Here is a 25,527-nt window from a genome sequence, read left to right on the forward strand (position 1 = left end):
TATACCTACGTTAAACGGACAGCCTCTGCGAGAATACTTAGCGCAGAGGCTGTCCGTTTAACGTAGGTATCGCAATGCTGCCAGATTTAGGCAGCATCGCCTTTAGGGAGTACCTTAGGACTGCGATTTTTCAGAACTTGTGCGTAAATATCAACATATTCTTGACCACTGAGTTGTTGAATATCCTGCATCATGCGATCAGTAAGTTCACGAAGTTGCTCTCTCGTCACATCCTGAGAGGGTGTTTTTGTAACTTGTATAGCTTTACCGAAAATTACTGTGGTATTACCTTTTCCTGGAATTACTGTGCCCGGGCGTTGCAGCTCACGAGACCCGATAATCGCTGTTGGAATAATCGGCACACCAGTTTCGTATGCGAGGCGTGCAACACCTGTGTGGCCACGAAACAGTCGACCATCAGGACTTCGTGTTCCTTCGGGGTGTATACCAAAAAGCTTGCCCGATTCAAGTACGTGTCTTGCTGTTTCTAGTGCTCCCAAGGCTTTTGAACCACCAGATCTATCGACCGGAAACACTCCTACAGAAGTGAACCACCACTTCTTTAATCGACCTTTAACACCTTTGCCGTTAAAGTACTCAGCTTTACCCATGAAATGAATCATGCGAGGGCTTGACAGCGGTAATAGCGCATCGTCAATCACGGCAAGATGGTTTGATGCAATGATCGCCCCTCCCTGCTTGGGAATGTTCTCGACACCCTTGACTGTGGGGTGAAAACGTCTCCGGGCAACTGGGCCTAGCAATGTAACAAAAAACCAATACAGCACGGTACCTCCTCGCATGCAATTGCCAACCGATGCGGTTAGAGTATGAAATATGACCGACCACAACAATAGCAACCCTTCTGAGCAGCAACCAAACCAGAAGCCGGATGGTGACTCCTCCCCTGACCAAACATCCCATACTCAGGGTTCAGGATCTGATGCATGGTCAGAATTTCTTGACGCTCATGCTGATGATATTTCTTCGGTTGAACGTTCTCGTGATGCTAAACGTTTCGAGAAGAGCGCAAAGAAAGCACAAAAGAAGGCCGCCCTAAGCGTCAATGATTTGAAGGACTCTGCTTTCACTGCATCTGGCCATCCCAGTGGTCCACGTGATTTCGAGGGGAGAAGCTGGCTCGATACCGATGCTGTGATGGATTCTGGTAACTCTTTTACACCACCGAATCCAGATTTAGGCAAGTTGCGCTCTGGTGTATTGGTCTTTTCAATAATGTGTATTCTTGCCCTGATATCATTCGCCGCTGCCATATTGTTGCCCTCTTGGTCCGGAACGATTGGCACTGTTGGCGGTATCCTCATGTTAATCGGTGGTGTCGGTTTGTTTACTCAACTACGAGGACATACTCAGACCCGCAACGATCCTTTTGATGACGGATCTCGGGTATAGAACTCAAAGGCTCGCGAGGAAACAGCAACACCAAATATGTAGGCAGCTTCAAATTCCTTGTACAGGCTTAACAGACGCGAATACATACTTCGGCAACTCGAGCACGACACAGACAGTGGCCTCGTCCAAAGGCAATACGCAGCTAAAGAATAAGGCCACTGACAGCTAATGCGAGTTACTGAGTAACAGATTTGGACTGTGCGACGGCAATCCAGCGTTGCAACAAATCCTGAGCAGCTCCGCTAGACACTGCTTCTTGAGCCAGTGCATAGGCTTGTGTAAATCGCTCATTTAGCGATGCCTGAGGGTTGCTCATCAAATGAGTATCAGCAACAATAGCTGAGGCAGCATTCAGCAATGCAGTTGTGCGCGAAGGAATATCTTTTCCTGCAACAAAATCACGCATAACTTGTGCATTGAAATCAGGTTCCCCACCTTTGAGATCCTCAACAGTAATTCGAGGAAGGCCCAATTCAACGGTCGGGTCAAACTCAGTTTCGACCACTTTTCCGCCACTAACTTCCCAGATAGAAACAGGACCAGTGGGCGCCATCTCATCAAGCCCCTCCGATGAGGTATATACCAAACCCTGTTGCCCGTTTTCAGCAAACACAGCAGCCATCATGGGGCTTAGCTTCCTATCCGCACAACCGATGGCGACATGACTCGGATGAGCAGGATTGGTTAGTGGCCCCAACACGTTAAATACGGTTGGAATGCCTAATGATGAGCGCACAGGTCCCACAAAACGCATAGCAGGGTGAAAAGTTTTAGCAAATGCAAAGGTGATGCCTACTTCATTACCCACCTCGCCGACTGCCTCAGGCTCCAAATCAAGAGGAAGACCTAGGGATTCTAAGCAATCAGCTGTGCCACTTTTACTACTGGCAGCACGATTTCCATGCTTAACAATCCTTACCCCCGCGGCTGCAGCAACTACTGCCCCCATGGTCGACAAATTCACTGTAGATGCTCCATCACCACCGGTACCGACAATATCTGTGGTCTCCCCATCGACGTTTAAACTCTTCGCGTGCGAAACCATAGCCTTTGCAGCTCCCGCGACTTCCTCACTGGTAAGTCCCAAAGTTTGCATGGATGCCAGGGTGGCTCCTACAGCAACAGGATCTGCGTTACCACTCATGAGTTCATCGACAAACCAGTAAGATTGATCCGCAGTCAATGTCTGGCCTTTGACTAAAGTCCTCAGAATAGCCTTCTGTGTGAAGGGCTCACTCATTATTCCTCCTAGAGACTGCAATGAAATTACCTACTTACCAACTTGACACATCCGGTGTTATTCTAATGCCACTTCGTAACATGAAGGTGTTGATACGACAACAGATGATATGAAAAATCCCGACCAACCTTCAACAATGTTGATTGTTTGCGGTCAATCGGGATATTCACATAGAGAGTATTACTCGTTCTGTCCGTGACACATCTTGTATTTACGTCCCGAACCACAAGGGCAAGGAGCGTTACGTGATGTACCCGGGAAAGTACGCCCATCAGACCAAGGAGTGCGCAGAGTTTCCTCCTTGGGACGTTTATTAGCCGGAATCTTCTGCTCAGCATGACTCAGCGGTTCAGGACCAACGATACCTTGAGGCTGTGCAGTCTGCTCATCACTGTGTGAAGCATCACTTGAATTCTCGGTGTCTTCAGCACTGTCATCATCGCCAGAGTCTGGATCTTCAGGAGCGTTGAAGGTCAAATGCTCACCCTCAGCCTGTGCTTCATCCTCATTAAGACTCTCTCGAGCCTTATCTACGGCAGCATCTTCGTCACTTTCTGAATTGAGATCTTCGGTTTTAGCGATTTGATCGATGTCAACATTAAAGAGCAGCTGGATGCTTTCCTCTTTAATTGCCTCAATCATCGAGTTGTACATCTGATAGCCTTCACGCTGATATTCGACCAGCGGATCACGCTGTCCCATACCACGCAGCCCAATGCCATCCTTGAGATAATCCATCTCGTACAAATGCTCGCGCCATTTACGATCAAGCACTGCAAGGACCACACGGCGTTCAAGCTGCCGCATTCCCTCAGACCCGAGAGCACTCTCCCGAGCCTCATATTGTTCTTGAGCATCTGCCACGATCACCTCACGCAAATGCTCAGCAGCCTTATCGCCTTTGAGCTTTACGACGGATTCCTTAGTTGCATCTTGGTCGATGTCGATTGGGTAAATTGAGGACAGTGCTTTCCACAGTCCTTCATAATCCCAAGCAGTTGGCTTTTCAGAGCCCTTATTGGCTCCTCGAATGTAGGAAGAAGCGATATCAGATATAAAGCGCTCAATGTCATCATGGATATCTTCACCCTGTAATACGGCTTGACGCTCCTGATAAATCACTTGACGCTGCTTATTCATCACGTCGTCATATTTCAGGACGTTCTTACGAATCTCAAAGTTTCGGGATTCAACGGCCTTCTGAGCATTGCGCACACCCTTGGAAACACTCTTGGACTCGATTGGCTCACCTTCAGGCAGACCCTTCGACATCACTCGAGCTACCAACTGAGTGTTGAACAAACGCATCAAATCATCTTCAAGGCTCAAATAGAAACGTGATTCTCCTGGATCACCCTGACGCCCTGAACGACCTCTGAGCTGATTATCAATACGTCGAGACTCGTGGCGTTCAGTGCCGAGCACATACAAGCCTCCAAGTTTAACTACTTCTTCATGCTCATCCTTGACCTGCTCCTTGACTGCTTCAAGTGTTTCAGGCCACAGTTTCTCATAATCTTCAGGTGTGTCCTCAGCCGAATAGCCTTCTGCACGCAGCTTCTGATCAGCCAGGAACTCGGTGTTACCACCGAGCATAATATCGGTTCCTCGACCTGCCATGTTGGTAGCAACAGTCACGGCATCTTTACGACCAGCGACAGCAACAACCGACGCTTCCTTGGCATGCTGCTTAGCGTTCAACACCTGATGAGGAATTTCAGCTACATCAAGCAGTGTCGAGACGACTTCAGAAGACTCAACGGATGCAGTTCCAAGAAGCACGGGCTGACCTGTTGCATGTCGCTTGGCAACATCCTTAACAATTGCCGTCAGTTTTTCCTTCTTGGTTCGGAAAATCAAATCATCTTGATCTTTGCGCACCATCGGACGGTTGGTAGGAATCGGCAGCACGCCTAACTTATAGGTGCCCATAAACTCAGCAGCCTCAGTCTCTGCGGTACCTGTCATGCCGGCAAGTTTGTCGTACATACGGAAGTAATTCTGCAAGGTGATGGTAGCAAAAGTCTGGTTTTCAGCCTTAACCTCAACGCCTTCTTTGGCTTCTATTGCCTGGTGTAGGCCCTCATTGTAACGACGCCCCGACAGGATACGTCCTGTGTGCTCGTCAACGATAAGCACTTCGCCTGACTGCACCACGTAGTCGCGGTCACGCAGGAAGAGTTCTTTTGCTTTAATAGCGTTGTTGAGATAGCCGATAAGTGCTGTATTGCCTGGTTCATACAGATTGTCGATACCGAGATAATCCTCAATCTTGCTAATACCAGAGTCAAGGATGCCGACTACTTTCTTTTTCTCGTCAACCTCGTAGTCATCATCCCTTGTCAGTTTTGGTACTAAACGTGCGAACTGCCTATACCAACGAGTCACATCGCCTTCAGCTGGACCCGAAATAATCAGAGGTGTACGAGCCTCATCAATAAGAATGGAATCAACCTCATCAACGATTGCAAAATTATGCCCGCGTTGTACCAGATCTGCCTTCTCCCAGGCCATGTTGTCTCGTAAGTAGTCGAAACCAAACTCGTTATTGGTACCGTAGGTGATGTCAGCCTCGTATTGCTTACGGCGCTCTTGAGGCTTCTGATCGGTCACAATGCAGCCGACGGTCATACCGAGGAATCGGAAGATTCGACCCATCAACTCTGACTGATAACTGGCCAGGTAATCGTTCACGGTAACAACGTGGACACCTTTGCCACTAAGGGCATTGAGGTAGCTAGGCAAAGTTGCTACCAAAGTCTTACCCTCACCGGTTTTCATTTCCGCGATGTTACCCCAGTGCAGCGCTGCACCGCCCATAAGCTGTACGTCGAAATGACGCTGCCCAAGTGTTCTTCTGGAAACCTCACGAACCGTAGCAAAAGCCTCAGGCATAATCGAATCAAGAGATTCGCCCTTGTCAATGCGCTTCCTGAATTTGGGAGTCTGAGCCTTTAGCTCTTCGTCGCTCATCGCCTTGATGTCATCTTCCAAAGCATTGACCGCAGTGGCCACGCCTTGGAGCTTACGAAGCTGGTGTCCTTCGCCGATACGGAGGACTTTATCCAGGATTGCTACCACGTTTCGCTCCCTAATATGCTACCTATTACACAGGCATTCCCCAACGCCATAGCGTCAGGCACAAACTTCGTTCATAATACTCGACTACTGCGATTTCCACTACTTGCACGCCTCGCGTATTCACACGTCACTGTCAAAACGAAGGCCAAACACCTTTGCTGAACTCAGACGGTTATTTACAAAGCACACAATAATGCGGGTTGTTGCCATACAAAGCATATGGCAACAACCCGCAAATGATACTCATGAGAGCGCTATAACACTGCTAGTCCCTCAGTCATTATCGTTATGCTGCAGTGTTTTCAGGGGTATCGATTTCAAAAACACCGTAGCTCCAACCATGGCGATGATAAACCACCGAAGGACGTCCCGTTTCTTTGTTGACAAAGAGGAAGAAATCATGCCCGATTAATTCCATCTCATACAGGGCCTCGTCAATGCTCATGGGCTCAGCTATATGGAGCTTACGACGAATCACAATAGGGGTATCCCCTACTTGCACCTCAACTGATTCACCTGGTGCCAATTCACTGGCAACGGCAGCCTCAGGGCTGTTGTTGGGAACTTCCTCTTCTTCTGGCTCCTGTGGTGTGGATGGCAACACAGCACCCATATCCACTGGAACTGGATTGAGATAACCTCTTCTGTGATCCTTGCGGCGATCGCGAGCACGACGCAAGCGCAAGGTCAACTTGTCGAGAGCCATATCTAAAGCACTGTATTCATCAGTGCTTGATGCCTCAGCACGTACAACTGTGCGTCCTGCAATCACGGTAATTTCTACTCGCTTGGCAGTATCGGCCTGTCGTGGGTTCCCCTCATGAGTCAGCACAATCTGTGCACGCTGTGCATCAGGCGCGATGGCGGTCACACGATTCAACTTGGTATCCACCACGTCGCGGAACCTCTGCTTAATTTGCGTGTGGCGACCTGTAACGACGTTCTCCATGTGAACCTCCTTGGATCAAGCGGCTAAGCCGCTGTATGTGATGAGCGGCACCTTCACCGCCCGGGTATCTCATATTGTAACCGACTGTTCGTAGACTTCAGCGGATGCTAAGCCAATAACAAGAACATTCACGAGCCCTGCGTGTTGAACTCACAACCTTGCGCAGATTGCGTGTGCCTTAACGCATTGACTGCTAGGATTATAGTTTTGAGACCTCTTGATGATCGCGACAGACAATGCATGTGAGCACTTGGAGACAAGTACATATGAGCATTTATGTTGAGGAACTTCCGGGCTCCACAGAGCACGATGGCGGATAACATCCGCCCAGGGCGACCTGAGAGATAGCGCAACAGAGAATAGACCGCCTGCAACCATTGTGGAAACATATGGGTTGTAGGTAAGGGTGAAACGGCGGTGTAAGAGACCACCGGGCCTCTGGAAACAGTAGGCCGCATGGCAAGCCTCATCGGGAGCAAGGCCAAGCAGAAGGCGTTAAGGGCTGCTCGCCCGTGCCTTCGGGTAGGCTGCTAGAGCTTGGCGGCAACGCCAAGTCGAGATGGATGGTCATCCATTCGCAAGAATGACAGAACCCGGGGTAAAAGAGGTCTCACTCACTCCTAACCATAATCTCAACTTAGTCGCAGAAAACGTCAGCAAAAACTTGTCTGAGCATGTCGGGACTATGACCTTTTCTCGCGCCGGCACTCCACAATCTGCGCATCTGCACTTTTCGCTCCATACCATGAGTCCTGCGCTCAACAGTTCTACCCAATGCATATGCTGATTCAACAAAATTGCCATTTTGCGAAGCTTGCTCAATCAGCTCCGCTGCTAAATCCGCATCAACACCTTTGCGTGACATTTCCATGCTGACACCGCGAGCACCCATATCTCGCTGCAAGCAGTATCGCAACAGTGAATGAGCATATTCTTCATCGTTTAGCAATCCAAGTTCTTGTAAGCGATGAATCACATCTTCAACCAGATTTTCTTCGAAATCTTTGCGTATCAGACGTTTTGCCAAATCCGAGGAAGAGCGCGGAGCTGCATCCAAGGAGCGTAACGCAGCTTCTTTGCATAGTTCGAAACGCTGTTGCTCATCAGATGTTCGCTCTTCGAAAAGGTGTTTATCTGACGACTGCTGCACACTCTGAAGCTCAACCCTTTGCTGCGCCTGCGTCTGTGAATGCGGCAGCAAAGGTTCGTGCATGGTGCTGAGAAACTCATCAGCCGAAATCATATGGCCTCGCTTGCAATAACGAAAACTTGCAGTTGAATTGTAGACAACTATTTGCTGAGTTGCTCTGCAGCTTGTTTGTCTGCATGGGTGTTTTCAGAAGCCTGCGAAGTTGCTTCTTCATCACTTTCGGCAGAATCTTTCGTCTCCTCTTCAGGGCGGGGAATCAAGCCAAATTCCATCTTGACACGATTCTCGATTTCACTCGTTAGTTCTGCATTATCTTTAAGGAACTGACGAACATTCTCTCTGCCCTGCCCAAGCTGATCACCATCATAGGTAAACCATGAACCAGATTTCTTGACGATATTGGTTTGCAAAGCCATATCCAAAATGGAGCCTTCTCGAGAGATCCCCTCGCCGTATAACATGTCAAATTCAGCCGACTTAAAGGGCGGCGCCATCTTGTTTTTAACGACTTTTACCCTAGTGCGGTTACCAACAGCCTCATCGCCGTTCTTGAGGGTTTGAATTCGTCTGATATCAAGGCGCACAGATGAATAGAATTTCAGCGCTTTACCACCCGTTGTGGTTTCTGGACTGCCAAAAAATACACCTATTTTTTCTCGCAACTGGTTGATAAAAATAGCAGTAGTGTTGGCCTGAGCCAAAGCACCAGTCATTTTTCTCAATGCTTGACTCATCAAACGAGCTTGTAGACCTACGTGACTGTCTCCCATATCGCCTTCAATTTCGGCTTTCGGCACCAGTGCAGCTACAGAATCGATAACGACAATATCTAAGGCACCTGAGCGAACTAACATATCGGCTATTTCCAAAGCTTGCTCACCGTTATCTGGCTGGGAAATAATCAGGGAATCAGTATCTACACCAAGTTTGCGAGCATATTCTGGATCTAAGGCATGCTCTGCATCTATAAATGCCGCAACACCACCATTTTTTTGTGCATTAGCAACCGCGTGCAGTGTGAGCGTGGTCTTACCTGAGGATTCAGGACCATAGATTTCAACAATTCTGCCCCGAGGAAGTCCACCTATACCTAAAGCCATATCTAAAGCGAGAGAACCGGTGGGGATTACCTCAACATTCTGTACCGGACGATCTCCCAAACGCATAGCCGAACCCTTGCCGAAGTTCTTCTCCACTTGAGCAAGCGCTGTATCCAAGGCTGCTTGGCGACGTGATTGTATGTCGCTTTCAGAAGATTTCTTGGGTGCACGGGCACCTGTATGTTGTGCCATCTGGCCTCTCCTTAGCTTTCTGACTGCTGTGACAATTAATACCTTAGAGCCAGGTGCGAGCTGGACAGGACTTCCACAAACAATGTGGTCGAATGTGCGCCGGACTTCATAAGAGTGATTAACTGAGCTCAGGGCATGACTATACCCGAACATTTGTTCGAATTCAAATGAAGCTGGCCTAACATCACATGCACACTGCACATGCTGTTACCGCGCTGGCATAGGAGGCGCGTTGTGGTCCTTACCCCAACGTCTTGAATCGGGTATGTCCATCTGGTCACAGAGCACATTCCACACCGTGCGAGGCTCTACACCCGATTCCAACGCCTCAACTACTGTCAGTGAATCTAATTCATGTAACTGTTGATCTCTAGAAAGACTTCGTCCATAACTGCGCCCAAAAACCTCTTCAAGCAACTCCCAGAACTCGCGTTCCCTCACTTATGACAAACCTCTCTACTCCCCTAGATCAATGCACAACTAACACAACTACCGATCAACATTACTATCAATTACAGCTGAATATTAGAGTTAACAACATTATTTGAGCTGTGGATCAATTCTGCAGAGATTCAATATAATCGGCAACCATACGTAACATCTGAGAAACGCTGACACCCAGAGCCTCAGCTATCGAGCTAAGCAACTCGGAGCTTGCTTCTTTCTGCCCTCGTTCAACTTCAGAAAGGTATCCGAGCGAAACACCAGCATTCTCACTAACCTCTCGAAGTGTTTTGTGATCCTTACTGCGCAAATCTCGCAGCACATGGCCAATCGCTTCGCGCAATGAAACTTGATGAGTACCTGCATAAGAATCTTCACCCGCACCTGTGGCAGCTGCCACAGAACGCACATCTCCGCCTTCCTCTTTCATCCACATCCGCGTCAGAGCTGCTTGACGCTCATCCTTGGCCTTCTTTGCTGCTCTTGCCCTCAGCACCTGCTGCTGGGCGAATACGACCGCACGACGCTGCGCCGGCGTCAAATCCCTCACTCGGGCTGCGCCCTCGCGCACTACGTTCGTCTGTAGTTCGAACGAATCCTCGGTGTGTCGCAACACTGTCTGATTATCTGTCATCATGTGCCCCTTTCATACCGCCAAAGCTGTTCTTGTAACCTTCACCTTGCACAACAACGCTCAACGCGAAATATTCCTCAAAGCGTATGCAAACTAACAAAATGTGAGGGAGGTCACAAGTGTCTACGCTTATCTCAGCAGAATTCAACACCAGCTAGCAACATCGAAGGTCAACATACCAGACAACTTCTCAACCTTCGATGAGCCCAGCTAAAGTTGTTAGCACATTCCATACAGTAAGCTCACGAATATGTTGACGTGAACCCTCAAGCTGCAAACGCTTAACATGCGTTGACGCAGAAGGGCGCTTAAGCTCCTGAGAACTGTCATCGGGAAGCGATATCGCAATATACACTTCCCCAGCCGGATGTATGCCGTCTGGTCCAGGGCCAGCCACACCAGTAGTAGACAGCGAAATGATATGAGATACATCCCCGACACCCGCATATAACGAGGCAGCACCAACAGTCATCTGTCGGGCAACTTCAGGATGCACAGCACCCTCGGAGCGCAGTAGCTCTGCGTCGACACCCAAAATTGAGGCTTTCGCGCGAATATCGTATGTCACCACAGACCCTAGAAATACCCGAGATGCGCCCGGTACACGCACAAATGCATCAGCAAGTAATCCACCGGTCAATGACTCTGCAGCTACGATGCTCAGTTCTCTACGAAGACACACCTGCATGATTTTCTCCGCAATATCATCTGTCTCGATATGCGCAGTGGGAGTCATTTAGAGCTTCTCTCCTCATGTGCCTGTGAACGACCCGCAAAAGTATTGACCAGATATTCTGCTCCAGAATACAAGCAGAGGAATAGAGCAATCAGCACAATAATCAGGGTCAGACTTTGATACCAAGACACCACTTGTTCAGACAATGACATCATCGACCACACAGGGGCCAATAGCATGGCAATCCCAACACACTGAGCTAAAGTCTTGTATTTTCCCGCTTGTGATGCTGCGATTACTTTACCGCCTGTGTCAATAACCACGAAGCGCATCACAGTTATGCCAAGCTCACGTATGAGGAACAATGCAGTAATCCACCACGATAGCTCGCTGTGGATGGAAGCAACGACCAAAGCCGAGCAAATGAGTAGCTTGTCGGCAATAGGATCCATCAGCTTCCCAAGCTCAGTTACCTGATCGTATTTTCGAGCGAGCCAGCCATCCAATTTATCTGTTGAAGCAGCAAACACAAACAAAGCAAAGGCCCACCAACGCATATTGGTGTCATCAACGCCAAATCTACCCGCACGCATGTCGAGGACGATAAACACTACAACCAGAACGATTCTGACATAAGTCACCAAATTTGGAGGACTATTCCACCCTGCAAACAAATGCCCTTTAGTCTGCTTTGACTTGGGCTCTGAGTGCTGCTCCATACCCTCTCCTTGACTTACGGTGCTCATGATTCCCACTCCAATGACGTAGATAAAACAATTCATCTACTGTTCATGTACCAGCTTCACCTACGTTACTCCATAGGGACGCCCCACCACATGACTCAGCCTTCCGAATACCTTGTGCCCTTACGACATGAGTCAGTATGCATATGGCACTATAACTCAGACTACTGCGAAACTTGAGATGACTCTTGCGAAGTTCCTAAGCTGGTAGTTTCTCCTCTGATAAAAGCAAGTACTTCTTGCAGATCTTGAGGTTGCACTAATACTTCTCGAGCTTTTGAACCTTCCGATGGTCCAACGATTCCACGAGATTCCAAGAGGTCCATCAGTCTGCCTGCTTTAGCAAATCCAACACGAAGTTTGCGCTGCAACATAGATGTAGAACCGAATTGTGAGGTCACCACTAATTCTGCAGCTTGCAGTAAGACATCCATATCATCGCCAATATCTTCATCTGGTTCAGGCCTGTTTTCTGCGCGCTCCGTCATCTGCTCAATATCCTCACGATAGTGAGGTTTACGCTGAGTCCGCACAGCATCGACAGCCCTGCGAATCTCAGATTCTCCAACCCATGCGCCCTGCACACGAATAGGCTTTGCGGAGCCCATAGGGAGGAATAATGCGTCACCTTGTCCAATTAAGGTCTCAGCACCAGTAGTGTCAAGAATTACCCTAGAGTCAGTTGCAGAGGAAGTGGCAAAGGCAAGTCGAGAAGGGATATTCGCTTTAATTAAACCTGTTACCACGTCAACAGAAGGTCGCTGTGTAGCGAGAACCAGGTGTACCCCAGCTGCTCTTGCCAACTGTGTGATGCGTTGAATAGAGCTTTCAACATCATTTTTCGCAACCATCATTAAATCTGCCATCTCGTCTACAACCACAAGCAAGTATGGATATGGCGCTACTTTTCGCTGAGAGCCTTCAGGAACATGGACTTTCCCAGCGCGCACAGCCTCGTTAAAGTCCTTAACATGTCTAAAGCCAAAGTATTGTAAGTCGTCATACCGTGCATCCATCTCTTTGACCACCCACTCCAATGCCTGTGCAGCCTTCTTGGGGTCGGTAATAATAGGCGTCAAGAGATGTGGAATCCCCGCGTAAGCACTCAGCTCTACACGTTTTGGATCAACCATGATCAGTCGAACCTGCTCGGGCGTTGATCTCATAATCACAGAAGTCAACATTGAATTGATAAAACTCGATTTACCAGAGCCTGTGGCACCAGCCACCAACAAATGTGGCATCTTGGTAAGGTCAGCAGTAACAAAATGCCCTTCAACATCTTTGCCGACTGCGGAGAGCATCGGATTATCATCTGATTGAGCCTTATCTGACCGCAATACGTCACCGAGGTGCACAATTTCACGATCAATATTTGGTATTTCAATACCGATTGCCGACTTACCTGGAATTGGTGACAATATTCGCACATCAGAGCTCGCGACTGCATAAGCAATATTGCGCTGCAGATTGGTGACCTTTTCGACCTTTACACCTGGTCCCAATTCAACTTCATATTGAGTTACCGAGGGGCCGCGTAGGAACCCTATGACCTTCGCGTCTACTCCAAACTGCTGGAAAGTCGATTGCAATGCCTGAATGACATGATCATTGGCTGGGGTTCTCGCAGCGTGAGGTTTACCCATTGCCAAGAGATCCAAGGACGGCAAGTGATATAGCTGATCCTGTCCCTCACTGTTTGCATCGCCCTCAGCATTCGCATCGCCCTCACCTTGCGGCGAAGATTCAGGCGACACCACTGGTGTCGCAGCAGACGACAGCACTGCTGTTTCCTCACCTGTGGGCATTACCTGAGTTTCATTTGATGGATTCCACGGATCGTCCCAAACTCCAGTGTGTCGATCCACTGGCTTATCAGTATCGCTCCCCGTGCGTAGACGATCGGGCTCTTCGGCGTGACTTGAGAGCATTCCGTCTGCACCCGAGGGCAAGGTAGCTGCGTCAAATCCTTGTAAATGAGGCAATACAGCCGTTTCATCTGTGGCTCTGCCATTATCGATTGTAGTTTGGTCAACCTTACCGTGTTGGCTTGCTGCCTTTTCGAAAGCATCGTCACCTTCATAGCGATCGAGTCGACGATTGTCATCTTCGTCTCGTCCTCGACGGAACAAGCGCGAAAACCATGAGCGCTTCGACCCCGCGGCATCCTCCGTGCTGGTATCGTCATCTTCATGTGTTGGAACGCCTTGCGCGAAAACAATAGTGTCGTCTCCCGCAACGCTGTCATCCGTCAATGCTTCGTCTTGTACATCTTGCTTCGGTGATTGACCGCGCAACTTAGCAGCAACGGTGCTGCTCAGATTTGGTAGATCTGCAACGTGCAGATGAGAAATCATCATCACTGCAAATAGTGCAGCAACAACAAAGAGCACAATTGCAAAGGCTTTTGATAAGCCCCAAGCTAGTGGCGAACCAAGGACGAATCCTAATAGACCTCCAGATTCTTGAAGAATCCCAATGTCGAATACTCGATGATCTGCTGCTACTACAACGTCAATAATCGAGCATATAGACCACAACAATAGAAACCAGCCACTAACCACACGAGGATTTTCAGAATGAGAACCAGAATTGCGTATCAGCCGTGCAGCGATAATTACTAATAACACCGGTAACACCACACTCATCATGCCAAAGGCCCCTGAAGCCAAGGCATGCAGCATGCGACCTAATGCACCATCAACACGAAACCATTCACTCGCGCAAAACAGCACAGCAAAAATAATCAGCATGAAACATAAACCGTCGCTACGATAGGCGGGATCGAATTGCCCCACCCCTGTGATTGAGCGAATAAGCGAGCCGAAACCTCGTGGGATGCTCAACAGTATTTTTTTCCACAGCGCTTCGGGAACTTGTTGTAGGCTTTCTTCCTTTGTGACCTTGGACGATCCTTTAGACGTAGCGGAAGATCGCGCCGACGACGAGTGACGCTGCTTGCCCGATGCTGGGTCTTTATTATCTTTGGCTGTGCTTCTTGTCATAACGCATCCAGACTACCCGGCGCATAGGCATTAGTGGCGGTTTTCCGACATGTTCGCACAATTTTTTCTCCGTAAACACACTGTCTCGCCTCGCACAATACCTCGTCAGACGTGTTCTAGGATGTGTTCACAACCTTTTACCGCTACCATCGTGATTATGACAACACCAGCAGAACGTGCGAGCGCAGTCGCATTTGCTTGGAAAAATTGCGCATTGGAATCACTGATCCCGAACAAGGAGACATATTCGGCAGCGCAATCATATGAGCGCGGATTGCTGAGTGCCGATGAATTGATGGCTGAAACTGAGCAACGACAGCACGCTGATAAAATTGTCACTCGTACGGTCAAGATGATTGAACATGGGTGGGTTGCTAGCGGAGATTTACAAGAGCTGCGCACTATCCACCACTGGCTTTTTGATGGAGTACATAATGATGCTGGAAAGTTGCGCAGCACCGACACTACAAAAGACTCCAGTGGCGCGCGTTCAGCAAACCCAGAAGCATTCTTTCCCTCAAATCTGATCGACACAGGGGCTGCAAACATCTCACGAGAGCTGGCCGAGAAAAGGAATCTCAAATGCCTTGATCGCGGTGATTTCGTTCGCGAACTCGCTCATATATACGACGAGTTAGGCTATTTGCATCCCTTTGTAGGTGGCAATGCTATGGTGCTTCGCATATTTGCCTCTCGTCTATCACACGATGCAGGTTGGGATTTGGATTGGGGCATCGTCGATGCCAACACCTACAAACAAGCAAAGCGTGCAGCATATAACGGTGACACCTCAGACTTTGTAAAACTCTTTAGTGAGATCATCAGACCAGCCAATCCAACACGCACATTCTTAATCGCTGGATGGAATCAGGGACCTGCCCACTGAATTATGGTCATTACACGCGATTATTGCCCTACACAACTTGTTGTGTAGGGATTTTTGCTCTAACCCCATATATACCGTTACAGAAAAGACTGATATTTCAACATTCTTTGGTTTTGAAAACGGTGATGTGCTGAAATAACCCTACACAAACGTTATGCTTAAGCAATTTATCGCTCCTCAAGGAGCCTCAGTGCATGGCGGACGCGCGGAAAACCGATATACGGTGCACACTGCAATACGGCATCCGTCAACAGCGTCTTATCATTTCCTGCAGCAGCATTCGTGTTAATACTTCGCTCCAGTTCCTCATCAACATCACCAAGTGCCAACAGTAAACACCATGTAGACAGCTCTCTCATCCCCACGTCCAGGATCGGACGAGCATAACAATTCCCATAGGTATATTCATCCTCCCACAGTTGTAGTTGTCCCAACGCCGAATCTGCCTTGTAGAGTGCCGGCCCACTAGGCGAATCTGCCGCTTGTAACACGACTCGCATCCGCTGGATGTTGTCTGTAACTGTTTCGTCGTCCGGTAAGCTTCGCTGTGGCAACGGTAACTTCACATTTTTCGACTCCAATAGCTCATTAGTCACACGCAGTAGAGGAAAGATTGGCCCCATACCTAATACAGCAACTGATTGATAAAGAATTTCCTTCAATGCCGCTGGATGCACACCAACCTTCAAGGCAACTTCAGCCATCACTGCGAATTCTTCCACAGCCTGACAACCGATGAGTGAAGATAGCACTACTAAAGAACGTTGCTGATCATTCAACAATCCATGTTTGGCGACTTTGGAATATCCAAAGCGGTTGAACATATCAATAAAATCAGGATCGCTTTCCCCCAGAGGTTTCTCATCCTGAAATACACGTTCAAGACTTTTTCTCACTGTGTGACGTGCCATATTCACTCCTTTTCTCAAGAAGACGTTCCTAAAGGATCTCAGCCTTCTAAAGCGCCTAAATGGTGTTGGGTATATGTATCAGCAAGTGCATCCGTGGAATCATAGTCCCCCACATCTGCGTGCTGCACAATCGCCACAGCGTTCTCGACTAAATTCGGATTCAGCGCTTGTAGCCAATGGATACGCGGATCTCTGCCAAACCAGCCCATCTGCTTGCGCGCCAAACGTTTCGTCTTTTGAGCGATATCTGCAAAGGCTTCATCTTCGTCAATCAAACCGTCAAGATAATCGATAATTTGTTGATAGCCCAACGCTCTAGCTGCTGTGGGCCCTAATGTGGATCGAATGGCGCGAACTTCATCAACAAAACCTTGCTGACGCATCTGTTCTGTACGTAGATTAATACGCTCGTCCAGTGCTTGACGAGGTAAATCTAAACCAATCTGCACACTGGGTATCACGTATCGATAATGTGGAAGATTAGCCGAATATGGCATGCCAGTTATCGCTATCACTTCCAGTGCACGAATAGTACGTCTTACATTGTGAGGATTCATATGCTCAGCCGCATCTGGATCTTGAACACGCAACTCCTCAAACAGTATTCCAGGGCCTTCTTCACTGGCCCTGTGCTCAAGTCTCTGTCTGACCTGAGCATCTGTTCCTGGAAAGCGAATATCATCCAAGGCTGCCCGAGCATACAGACCGGAACCCCCAACCAGAATCGGTCGTATTCCCTGTGATTGGAGATTTTCGATGCACTCCCTCGCCATCTGTTGGAAGCGTGCAACACTCATGATTTCATTGGGCTCAATTACATCTAAGAGATGATGAGTCACATGCAAACGTTCTTGTTGGCTAGGTTTAGCAGTGCCAATATTCATGCCTTTATACATCTGATACGCATCCGCATTAACGATTTCACAACGCTGACCCTGCTCTGAGAGCGCATCTGCCAAGGCAATGCCGAGACCCGTTTTGCCAGAAGCAGTTGGGCCGACAATTGACACCACTCTGCTCTTTGTTACCGTATCTGCAGCTACTGCGCCACGGTGCATGGCAGCGTCTTCACCATCATCAATTGACAGTTCACCAGAATCGGAACCCATCCCCGTTGTCATCACAACCTTTCGAATCGCTGATGTTCACCATCGTATATTTATCGAACGCTATACACTTGACCTTCAACGCTTGGGTCAGGATCCGCAATCAGAAAATGTTTGCCTGCATGGGTTACCGTACACCGGACAATGTCACCGATACTTGCAACCTCATGACCGGCAGGTGCGCCGATATGCACCAACGTTCCGGTACGTTCGCGTCCTGTCACTCGATGCGTGTCGCGATCCTTTCTCCCTCTAGCATCCGTAACTAGCACCTCTACTTCACGACCAACGAAATCCTGCATACGTTCAGCGGTGATTGATTCCTGCAAATGGTTCAAACGACGGAAACGTTCGCGCACAATCTCGGGAGGCACCTGTTCCATAGTTGCTGCGGGTGTTCCTGGACGAGGAGAATATTCAAAAATATAGGCTGAAGTAAATTGAGATTGCTTCACCACATTCATTGTTTGCTCAAAATCCTCGTCTGTTTCTCCTGGAAATCCGACAATAATATCCGTAGTAATCTGTGCATCTGGCATTGCTTCGCGGACCTTACCGAGGATACTGAGAAAACGCTCAGTACGATATGAACGGCGCATGGCCCTAAGAACTCGATCTGAACCAGATTGAAGAGGCATATGTAGCTGGTGCATAATATTCGGAGTCAGCGCCATAGCTTCAATAACATCATCAGTGAATGCCGCTGGATGTGGAGACGTGAAGCGCACGCGTTCCAAACCTTCAATCTCTCCACACGCACGAAGTAGCTTAGAAAAAGCAAAACGGTCACCAGTCGAATAACCGAAGGAATTCACATTTTGCCCCAGCAAGGTTACTTCCTTGGCCCCAGAATCGACGCACCGCTGAATCTCATCAAGCACGTCGCCCATTCTGCGGTCGCGCTCCTTGCCGCGTACAGCTGGAACGATGCAGAAGGTACAAGTATTGTTGCACCCAACCGAGATGGACACCCAGGAAGAAACAGCTGAAGCTCTGGCCGCAGGCAGTTCACTCGGGAAGTATGCTAAATCCTGTGTAATCTCAACTTGAGGACCATGAAGTTCTCTAGACTCTTGAAGTAGATGTGGCAAAGAAGCAATATTCTTAGTTCCAAATACAGCATCAACCCAAGGAGCACGTTGCGCAATACGTTCGCGATCTTTCTGAGCCATACACCCACCGACAGCGATCTGTAACTGTGGGTGTTCACGTTTGAGCTCTGCCCAAGATCCCAAAGTTCCGTACATACGATCTGTGGCATTTTCACGCACTGCACATGTATTGAGCACAATCAGATCAAAATCTTGGCCTTCAATTTGATCCTGTCTAGCAGGCACATACCCTTGAGACTCCAATACACCAGAAATACGTTCCGAATCATGTACATTCATCTGGCAACCAAGAGTGTGCACGTAATACACTCCCCTACCTCGCCCAGAATGTGTGGGATCTTGTGACACCATCGAACGCTCTTGCTCAGTCATCATCGCTTCATCCATAATCATTGATTCTATCGAAGGTCAAGCCTCAGTGTGCGTCTCGCGTCTAGTTGCCACACCTATATTTCGCAATACCTATATATAAGCACCAGTGAGGAACTCGTACCCATTAAGGACAATCCACAGCCAACATTGAGCTGCGTAGGTAAAATGAAAACTCCGCAGGGTACGAACATTTCCGCCGAGGAGGCGACTGTGATATTAGATCGCAAAAATGTAATGAACACGGCAGAACTGGCAACCCGAATTAAAACCCTCGATACCGGCTCCGTAAACAATGTCGAAATCGGAGATGTCACTGAATTCATCGATCTGATGCAGGTTTATGAGGGTGCACTGTATGAAATTGGTACCAAACTCGAAATATTGGACAATGAATTCCAAGTTCGATTCAGCCATAACCCTATTCATCACATGGAACGAAGACTGAAAAGTGCAAATTCTATCGTTGAGAAACTCCATAGGAAAGAACTTCCTATCACAGTCGAAGCGATAAAAGACAACCTCTTTGACGTCGCAGGTATCAGAGTAGTTTGCAACTACAGAGACGATGTGTATGCAGTATCTCGATATCTTTCCGAACAATCAGACATTCAAGTGTTGAGAGTCAAAGACTATATTCGAAACCCGAAACAAAATGGTTATCGTAGTCTGCATGTTATTTATGCAGTACCAGTATTTCTCACTTCGGGACCACACTACACGCCTGTGGAAGTTCAGTTTAGAACTATCGCGATGGATTATTGGGCTAGCCTCGAACATCAACTCAGGTACAAGTCAGATCTACCAGATACCCGTATAGCACAACATTCACAAACGCTACTTGACTGTGCCAGATCCTTGCAAAACATTGAAGTCCAAATGCAGTCCATTCACCGCGATATTAGCGGCGCGCCGCAGGAAGAAGGTGCACCTGAGGCACCACACAACAACTAACTTCCCGCGGCCCTCGCAGCCTTAGCAGCTGCTCACCTCACCTAGCCACAGTCCACAGGACTGTGGCCTTAACGGTTCAGCAGGAAGAAGGTGCACCTGAGGCACCACACAACAACTAACTTCCCGCGGCCCTCGCAGCCTTAGCAGCTGCTCACCTCACCTAGCCACAGTCCACAGGACTGTGGCCTTAAGGGTTCGGATTCAGTCTGATAATCATGCTGAATACACATCAGAATGTGCACATATGCATGCAATAAGCCCAGCAAGGGTGAATTATCATCGACAATATGCGTTTCCCACCGGATTCGTGGACATTTTGGGAGTTAAGCTTCGTTTGTGTAGGGATTACTGAGTATAAACAGTTCTAGAATGGCGGAATTGCAGCACCACGAATCCAATAAATGCTGGATTATCGAAAAAATCCCTACACAAACGAAAACTCATCTGAAACTGCGCAGAAACTCTTTAGAAATCGAAGTTATCAGGGTCGGCACCATTACGTTTATCTGTGTTCAACGCTGAAATTGCTGCCATTTCAGCATCGTTGAGGGCAAAGTCAAACACATCAAAATTCTGCTTAATTCTTTCCTCATGCGTTGATTTCGGGATAACAATCAAGCCACGCTGCAAATGCCAACGAATAACCACCTGTGCGGCAGATTTACCATGAGATTCAGCAATCTGTTGCAAAACTGGGTTCTGCAATAAATTGCCGCCAGTACCGCCCAGTGGACTCCAGACCTCCACATGAATCCGCTTGCTCAAACAATAATCAATCAAATCCTGATTAGTAAATTGTGGAGAAGATTCAATCTGATCAACTGCAGGCCTAACTGCGCTAATAGTGCGGAGCTCTTCTAAATGATGACGCTGGAAATTACTCACACCTATCGCACGGATGCGATGTTGATGGTAGAGGTCAACCATAACCTCCCAAGCCCGCTGCCAACCCTCAACCGGCCAATGGATCAAATACAAATCAACGTAGCTAGTTCCTAAGCGATCTAAACTCTGATAAAAAGCCTCTTCAGTCCGGCCTGCTCGAATGTCATCATTCCAAAGTTTAGTGGTGAGGAAAATGTCACGTCGTAACACCCCTGATTCGCGGATGCCTTCACCTACGGATTGTTCATTGCCATACACAGCAGCTGTATCAATGTGTCGATATCCAGCTTGCAAAGCCCAACGAACAGAATCCACAGTTTCTTTGCCTTCTGGCGTCTGAAATACGCCAAGGCCAAGCTGTGGGATTCCAATACCGGTAGTGCCAACAACACCTCCCGTACTTGACGCATCACCCGTGTGAGCATTCAGTGTGAGTATTTCAGGTCCTGTACTCTGCATATCTCTCCTCCCTGAGGCTGTGTCATGCCATGAGCCAAGGTGGCTTAGCACATTATCGACATACTTCTGCTCACACTATCGTATCGTTGGACAGAGCTCTCAGAAAGACTGCGCCGCCGGAATAATTCGGGGGAATTCATAGAACAGTAAGCTTCCTCTCATATTATGTGATGTAAACAACGCATAAGCGGTAGAAGGCATGCACCGAGCATGGTGCATGCAAGTTGAACTGCACCTGCTATTTCTATGCAGAAGGAGCAACAATGTCATTTGGCAGACAGCCCCAGGGGTATCAAAACCAGGGCGACCCACAGGCCCAATACGGTCAAAACACCGCTAATCAATACCAACAGCAATATGGACAACAACCATATGCTCAACAAGCCGCAATCAATGCGCAAACCGCATACTCTTATGAAAGTGTGCAACAGGCCTCTCGTGTTTCCATAACACGCGCATATGGGGAAATGGCGCTTGGGCTGATTGTGACCGCAGTTGTTGCATTAGTATCGCAAATCACAGGAGCCTTGCAAGCGTATATGGCTGCTACTGGAACGATTGGTTGGATTATCTTAGCCATTGTTCAAGTCGGATTAGCTATTTCACTCGGCGCACGGATCATGAAAATCAGGCCAGCAACTGCCCGATTAATGTTTTATGGATACGCAGCATTAATGGGATTTACACTCAGTTCAATCTTCTGGGCATATAACGCTAGCACGATTATCATCACACTAGGATTTTGTGCGGCATTCTATTTCGCACTGACCATGTTTGCACTGACCACAAAAGTCAACATGCTGAAGGCTGGACCAATCTTGCTCGTTGGTCTCGTCGTGCTGATTATCTCACAAATAGTCCTCATGTTTATAGCCCCAAGCGCTACCACTCTACGAGTCGTGGCAGGTATTGGAGTAGTGCTCTTCGCTCTCATGACTGTCTATGATGCTCAACGTACCAAGGCACTCTTCGCCCAGTTCGCTACGCAAGGTCCAGAAATGATTAAGCGCATCTCTATACTCTGCGCTCTCAATCTATATCTTGATTTCGTCAACCTCTTCTTGTATCTTCTCCAGCTCTTCGGAGCAAGTGACAACTAGAACAGCACAGAAGCATGCTGTTGCAATAGGCTGAAATATGTTGTGGCCCCGCCGAGTACAATTCGGCGGGGCCACAACATTTCGGATGCAACAAGCGCAGATGGGCCAAACTTCCCCAAAGGGTATGCTTTTTGTATCACGACGTGTGGCAAGCGCTTCGCGCTTCTTACCATCGCGTAGGCGATGGCCTTCGCGCCCTTTGTGGGCGCTCACCTCGCCTACGTACAGCCCACAGGGCTGTACGCTTAACGGCTCAGCTTTTGCAGCCGCTCACTTCGCCTCACTTCCGGGAAGGTTGCGTTATGTATCACGACGTGTGGCAAGCGCTTCGCGCTTCTTCGCGGCTTTTGCAGCCGCTCACTTCGCCTACGGGAAGCCCACTGGGCTTCCCGCTTAACGGCTCAGCGGCTCAGCATTAAATTGCGCAGGACGTATTGGAGGATTCCTCCATTACGGTAGTAGTCAGCTTCGCCTGGGGTATCAATACGCACCACAGCAGAGAATGTCTGAAATGTACCGTCTGCCTTTGTAGCTGTGACCTCAAGAGTCTTCGGAGTGATGCCATCGTTCAAAGCTGTGATGCCAGCAATATCGAAACTCTCAGTGCCATCAAGACCAAGGCTCGAAGCAGAAGCACCCTCAGGGAATTGCAATGGCAACACTCCCATGCCGATCAAGTTGCTGCGATGAATACGCTCAAAACTCTGAGCAATAACTGCACGCACGCCCAACATAACCGTTCCCTTGGCTGCCCAATCGCGAGATGAACCAGTCCCATATTCTTTGCCAGCAAGAATCACCAGAGGAATCCCCTGCTGCTGATAATCGAGTGAAGCCTCGAAAATCGTTGTTGGTTTCTTCGTCAGGAAGTCATAGGTAAAACCTCCAGGAGTCACCTCATGCCCAACAGAAGCAAGCAGCTGATTGCGCAAACGAATATTCCCGAAAGTGCCGCGAACCATAATCTCATGGTTGCCACGCCTTGATCCGTAGGAATTGAAGTTCTTCGGACCGATACCTCGTTCTTGCAAATACACGCCTGCCGGACTACTTGATTTAATTGCACCAGCGGGAGAAATATGATCGGTCGTTACTGAATCACCAAGAAGCGCCAAAACTTTAGCTCCGTGAATATCCACAACAGGCTCAGGATGTTGACTCATTCCATCAAAGAACGTTTGTTTGCGCACATACGTGGAATCAGCATCCCAAGCGAACAGCTCTCCGTCGGGAACTTGCAGACCCTTCCACCGCGCATCACCCTCGAACACAGATGCATAGTCATTGACAAACATATCTCGACTAACGGTGTTTTCGACGACTTCCTCGATATCCTCATTACTCGGCCAGATATCGCGTAATAAGACATCTTTGCCCGCATCATCTTGGCCCAAAGCTTCAGTAGCGAAGTCAAAGTCCATCGTTCCCGCCAACGCATATGCGATAACCAGTGGAGGCGATGCCAGATAGTTCATTTTCACATCCGGACTGATGCGTCCTTCAAAATTACGGTTACCCGATAGCACCGCAGTCACTGTTAAATCATTCTCATTGATTGCTTGCGAAATAGCTGGATCAAGAGGCCCAGAATTACCGATACATGTTGCACATCCATATCCCACTAGCTGATAGCCAAGAGCGTCAAGATCAGGAGTTAGACCTGCCTTATCTAAATAGTCCGTGACTACCTGCGAACCAGGCGCCAGTGAAGTTTTTACCCAAGGCTTCGGTTTAAGACCACGTTGATGGGCATTGCGCGCCAGCAGACCAGCGGCAATCATCACAGAAGGATTTGAAGTATTGGTACAGCTCGTAATTGAGGCAATAGCCACGTCACCATTACTGATATTGAACTCTCCGTGAGTCTCAGTTGAAACGGCAACAGCATCCTCATTGGTCTGATCAGTTACATACGCAGGTACAGTCTGCTCAAAACTGGATTTCGACTCGCTGAGACGTATGCGATCTTGTGGGCGCTTCGGGCCAGCAATTGATGGCACTACAGTACTCAAATCCAGTTCCATGTATTCAGAGTATTCAGGCTCCACATAATCAGCAGAAGCCGTGTCATGCCACAGTTTATTCGCTTTTGCATAAGCCTCAACTAAAGCAACCTGTTCCTCAGAACGGCCGGTGAGACGCAAATAGTCCAATGTCACGTTATCAATTGGGAAAATGCCGCAAGTTGAGCCAAATTCAGGACTCATATTACCCAAAGTTGCGCGATTAGCTAGAGGCACATTCGCAACACCATCACCGTAAAACTCAACAAACTTACCGACCACACCATGCTGTCTGAGCATATCTGTGATGGTCAACACAATGTCAGTAGCCGTAACACCTTCAGAGATACTCCCCGTGAGCTTGAAACCGACCACGCGCGGCACCAACATCGATATAGGCTGACCCAACATTGCTGCTTCAGCCTCAATACCACCGACACCCCATCCCAGCACACCAAGACCATTGACCATGGTGGTATGAGAATCAGTACCGACGCAAGAATCCATATATGCCAATTGACGGTCTGAATGCTTTGCACTATCTTTAGCCATCACCACTTTGGCCAAGTACTCGATATTGACCTGATGAATGATGCCAGTCCCCGGTGGCACAACACGGAAGTTTTTGAAAGCCTGTTGACCCCACCGCAGGAATTGGTAGCGCTCACGATTGCGCTGATATTCAATATCCATGTTCCGTTCGATAGCACCAGGAACCCCTGCGACATCAATCTGCACCGAGTGATCAATCACCATCTGTGCTGGAACCTGAGGATTGATAACCTCTGGGTCACCGCCAAGTTCCTTCACAGCGTCTCTCATAGTGGCGAGGTCAACAATGCACGGAACACCAGTGAAATCCTGCATGACTACACGACTGGGAGTGAACTGAATCTCATGACTTGGTTGAGCCTTAGGATCCCAATCAAGTAAAGAGCGCACATGCTCATCAGTGATATTCGCTCCATCGGTGTTACGGACCAGATTTTCAACGAGTACTTTCAACGAGTACGGGAGATGATCTATCCCCGGAAGCTCCGCAATAGAAAAGTAATCAAAGGTCTGCTCCCCTACCTGCAATGTAGCGAGCTGATCATCATGCAAAGACATGCTTC

20 protein-coding genes and 1 other RNA gene are annotated in these 25,527 nt (G+C 48.5%); 5 read left to right on the forward strand and 16 right to left on the reverse strand.

The window, feature by feature from the left end; all coding sequences use genetic code 11:
- Positions 1 to 86: 86 nt before the first annotated feature.
- Entirely contained in the window at positions 87 to 788 is a 702-nt protein-coding gene (locus LKI20_RS07450) for a lysophospholipid acyltransferase family protein (protein WP_291772302.1), read from the reverse strand.
- A gap of 49 nt (positions 789 to 837) precedes the next feature.
- Here LKI20_RS07450 and LKI20_RS07455 point away from each other — a divergent pair, with 49 nt between their 5' ends.
- A complete protein-coding gene (locus LKI20_RS07455; protein WP_291772305.1) occupies positions 838 to 1,413 on the forward strand; it encodes a hypothetical protein in 576 nt (191 codons plus the stop codon).
- A gap of 175 nt (positions 1,414 to 1,588) precedes the next feature.
- Here LKI20_RS07455 and trpD read toward each other — a convergent pair whose 3' ends face one another.
- From trpD to hpf, 3 genes are all read right to left on the reverse strand, one after another.
- Positions 1,589 to 2,653 carry an anthranilate phosphoribosyltransferase gene (gene trpD, locus LKI20_RS07460; RefSeq protein WP_291772307.1) on the reverse strand — a complete coding sequence of 355 codons (1,065 nt, stop codon included), beginning with the start codon at positions 2,651 to 2,653 and terminating at the stop codon, positions 1,589 to 1,591.
- A gap of 180 nt (positions 2,654 to 2,833) precedes the next feature.
- Positions 2,834 to 5,734 carry a preprotein translocase subunit SecA gene (gene secA / locus LKI20_RS07465; protein WP_291772310.1) on the reverse strand — a complete coding sequence of 967 codons (2,901 nt, stop codon included), beginning with the start codon at positions 5,732 to 5,734 and terminating at the stop codon, positions 2,834 to 2,836.
- Between the two features lie 286 nt (positions 5,735 to 6,020).
- Positions 6,021 to 6,683: a ribosome hibernation-promoting factor, HPF/YfiA family gene (hpf, locus tag LKI20_RS07470; protein WP_291772313.1), complete on the reverse strand. Its 663-nt coding sequence runs from the start codon at positions 6,681 to 6,683 to the stop codon at positions 6,021 to 6,023.
- Positions 6,684 to 6,891: 208 nt separating this feature from the next.
- On the opposite strand from hpf, the gene rnpB reads away from it, so the two are divergent.
- Positions 6,892 to 7,300: RNase P RNA component class A (rnpB, locus tag LKI20_RS07475), an RNA gene on the forward strand.
- A gap of 20 nt (positions 7,301 to 7,320) precedes the next feature.
- Here the strand turns inward: rnpB and LKI20_RS07480 are convergent.
- The 7 genes from LKI20_RS07480 to LKI20_RS07510 form a co-directional block, all read right to left on the reverse strand.
- A complete protein-coding gene (locus LKI20_RS07480; protein ID WP_291772316.1) occupies positions 7,321 to 7,926 on the reverse strand; it encodes a regulatory protein RecX in 606 nt (201 codons plus the stop codon).
- A gap of 47 nt (positions 7,927 to 7,973) precedes the next feature.
- A complete protein-coding gene (recA, locus tag LKI20_RS07485) occupies positions 7,974 to 9,125 on the reverse strand; it encodes a recombinase RecA (protein ID WP_291772319.1) in 1,152 nt (383 codons plus the stop codon).
- A 207-nt stretch (positions 9,126 to 9,332) separates the two neighbouring features.
- Positions 9,333 to 9,566: a DUF3046 domain-containing protein gene (locus LKI20_RS07490; RefSeq protein ID WP_291772321.1), complete on the reverse strand. Its 234-nt coding sequence runs from the start codon at positions 9,564 to 9,566 to the stop codon at positions 9,333 to 9,335.
- Between the two features lie 115 nt (positions 9,567 to 9,681).
- The gene (locus LKI20_RS07495; protein ID WP_291773444.1) at positions 9,682 to 10,203 is read right to left on the reverse strand and encodes a helix-turn-helix domain-containing protein; all 522 of its coding nucleotides are present in this window, start codon (positions 10,201 to 10,203) and stop codon (positions 9,682 to 9,684) included.
- A gap of 190 nt (positions 10,204 to 10,393) precedes the next feature.
- Positions 10,394 to 10,939, reverse strand: coding sequence for a CinA family protein (locus LKI20_RS07500; protein WP_291772324.1), 546 nt, complete (start codon positions 10,937 to 10,939; stop codon positions 10,394 to 10,396).
- Positions 10,936 to 11,598, reverse strand: a complete 663-nt coding sequence (gene pgsA, locus LKI20_RS07505; RefSeq protein WP_291772326.1) for a CDP-diacylglycerol--glycerol-3-phosphate 3-phosphatidyltransferase — start codon at positions 11,596 to 11,598, stop codon at positions 10,936 to 10,938. Before pgsA ends, LKI20_RS07500 begins: the two co-directional genes overlap by 4 nt.
- Before the next feature lie 188 nt (positions 11,599 to 11,786).
- A complete protein-coding gene (locus LKI20_RS07510) occupies positions 11,787 to 14,627 on the reverse strand; it encodes an FtsK/SpoIIIE family DNA translocase (RefSeq protein WP_291772328.1) in 2,841 nt (946 codons plus the stop codon).
- Between the two features lie 157 nt (positions 14,628 to 14,784).
- Between LKI20_RS07510 and LKI20_RS07515 the strand changes: the two genes are divergently transcribed.
- Positions 14,785 to 15,513: a Fic family protein gene (locus LKI20_RS07515; RefSeq protein ID WP_291772331.1), complete on the forward strand. Its 729-nt coding sequence runs from the start codon at positions 14,785 to 14,787 to the stop codon at positions 15,511 to 15,513.
- A gap of 167 nt (positions 15,514 to 15,680) precedes the next feature.
- On the opposite strand, the gene LKI20_RS07520 is transcribed toward LKI20_RS07515, so the two are convergent.
- The 3 genes from LKI20_RS07520 to miaB form a co-directional block, all read right to left on the reverse strand.
- A complete protein-coding gene (locus LKI20_RS07520; protein WP_291772334.1) occupies positions 15,681 to 16,424 on the reverse strand; it encodes a carboxymuconolactone decarboxylase family protein in 744 nt (247 codons plus the stop codon).
- Between the two features lie 38 nt (positions 16,425 to 16,462).
- A complete protein-coding gene (gene miaA / locus LKI20_RS07525; protein WP_291773446.1) occupies positions 16,463 to 17,482 on the reverse strand; it encodes a tRNA (adenosine(37)-N6)-dimethylallyltransferase MiaA in 1,020 nt (339 codons plus the stop codon).
- A 101-nt stretch (positions 17,483 to 17,583) separates the two neighbouring features.
- Entirely contained in the window at positions 17,584 to 19,029 is a 1,446-nt protein-coding gene (gene miaB, locus LKI20_RS07530; RefSeq protein WP_291773448.1) for a tRNA (N6-isopentenyl adenosine(37)-C2)-methylthiotransferase MiaB, read from the reverse strand.
- Between the two features lie 150 nt (positions 19,030 to 19,179).
- Between miaB and LKI20_RS07535 the strand changes: the two genes are divergently transcribed.
- Positions 19,180 to 19,965, forward strand: coding sequence for a GTP pyrophosphokinase (locus LKI20_RS07535; RefSeq protein WP_291772337.1), 786 nt, complete (start codon positions 19,180 to 19,182; stop codon positions 19,963 to 19,965).
- Between the two features lie 465 nt (positions 19,966 to 20,430).
- On the opposite strand, the gene LKI20_RS07540 is transcribed toward LKI20_RS07535, so the two are convergent.
- Positions 20,431 to 21,309 (reverse strand): aldo/keto reductase, encoded by an 879-nt coding sequence (locus LKI20_RS07540; RefSeq protein ID WP_291772340.1) that lies wholly within the window; start codon positions 21,307 to 21,309, stop codon positions 20,431 to 20,433.
- Positions 21,310 to 21,572: 263 nt separating this feature from the next.
- On the opposite strand from LKI20_RS07540, the gene LKI20_RS07545 reads away from it, so the two are divergent.
- Positions 21,573 to 22,409 carry a Bax inhibitor-1/YccA family protein gene (locus LKI20_RS07545; RefSeq protein WP_291772342.1) on the forward strand — a complete coding sequence of 279 codons (837 nt, stop codon included), beginning with the start codon at positions 21,573 to 21,575 and terminating at the stop codon, positions 22,407 to 22,409.
- A gap of 401 nt (positions 22,410 to 22,810) precedes the next feature.
- Here LKI20_RS07545 and acnA read toward each other — a convergent pair whose 3' ends face one another.
- Positions 22,811 to 25,522: an aconitate hydratase AcnA gene (gene acnA / locus LKI20_RS07550; protein ID WP_291772343.1), complete on the reverse strand. Its 2,712-nt coding sequence runs from the start codon at positions 25,520 to 25,522 to the stop codon at positions 22,811 to 22,813.
- Positions 25,523 to 25,527 lie beyond the last annotated feature (5 nt).

It is taken from the genome of Bifidobacterium sp. (genome assembly GCF_022647885.1).
GTDB lineage: Bacteria > Actinomycetota > Actinomycetes > Actinomycetales > Bifidobacteriaceae > Bombiscardovia.

Coding starts and splice junctions, on each gene's coding strand:
- LKI20_RS07510 (WP_291772328.1), bottom strand. CDS start 14,627: ATGACAAGAAGCACAGCCAAAGATAATAAAGACCCAGCATCGGGCAAG.
- LKI20_RS07535 (WP_291772337.1), top strand. CDS start 19,180: ATGAAAACTCCGCAGGGTACGAACATTTCCGCCGAGGAGGCGACTGTG.
- LKI20_RS07520 (WP_291772334.1), bottom strand. CDS start 16,424: ATGGCACGTCACACAGTGAGAAAAAGTCTTGAACGTGTATTTCAGGAT.
- pgsA (WP_291772326.1), bottom strand. CDS start 11,598: ATGGAGCAGCACTCAGAGCCCAAGTCAAAGCAGACTAAAGGGCATTTG.
- miaB (WP_291773448.1), bottom strand. CDS start 19,029: ATGGATGAAGCGATGATGACTGAGCAAGAGCGTTCGATGGTGTCACAA.
- LKI20_RS07515 (WP_291772331.1), top strand. CDS start 14,785: ATGACAACACCAGCAGAACGTGCGAGCGCAGTCGCATTTGCTTGGAAA.
- LKI20_RS07500 (WP_291772324.1), bottom strand. CDS start 10,939: ATGACTCCCACTGCGCATATCGAGACAGATGATATTGCGGAGAAAATC.
- acnA (WP_291772343.1), bottom strand. CDS start 25,522: ATGTCTTTGCATGATGATCAGCTCGCTACATTGCAGGTAGGGGAGCAG.
- miaA (WP_291773446.1), bottom strand. CDS start 17,482: ATGCACCGTGGCGCAGTAGCTGCAGATACGGTAACAAAGAGCAGAGTG.
- LKI20_RS07545 (WP_291772342.1), top strand. CDS start 21,573: ATGTCATTTGGCAGACAGCCCCAGGGGTATCAAAACCAGGGCGACCCA.
- trpD (WP_291772307.1), bottom strand. CDS start 2,653: ATGAGTGAGCCCTTCACACAGAAGGCTATTCTGAGGACTTTAGTCAAA.
- LKI20_RS07540 (WP_291772340.1), bottom strand. CDS start 21,309: ATGCAGAGTACAGGACCTGAAATACTCACACTGAATGCTCACACGGGT.
- hpf (WP_291772313.1), bottom strand. CDS start 6,683: ATGGAGAACGTCGTTACAGGTCGCCACACGCAAATTAAGCAGAGGTTC.
- LKI20_RS07495 (WP_291773444.1), bottom strand. CDS start 10,203: ATGACAGATAATCAGACAGTGTTGCGACACACCGAGGATTCGTTCGAA.
- LKI20_RS07480 (WP_291772316.1), bottom strand. CDS start 7,926: ATGATTTCGGCTGATGAGTTTCTCAGCACCATGCACGAACCTTTGCTG.
- recA (WP_291772319.1), bottom strand. CDS start 9,125: ATGGCACAACATACAGGTGCCCGTGCACCCAAGAAATCTTCTGAAAGC.
- LKI20_RS07455 (WP_291772305.1), top strand. CDS start 838: ATGACCGACCACAACAATAGCAACCCTTCTGAGCAGCAACCAAACCAG.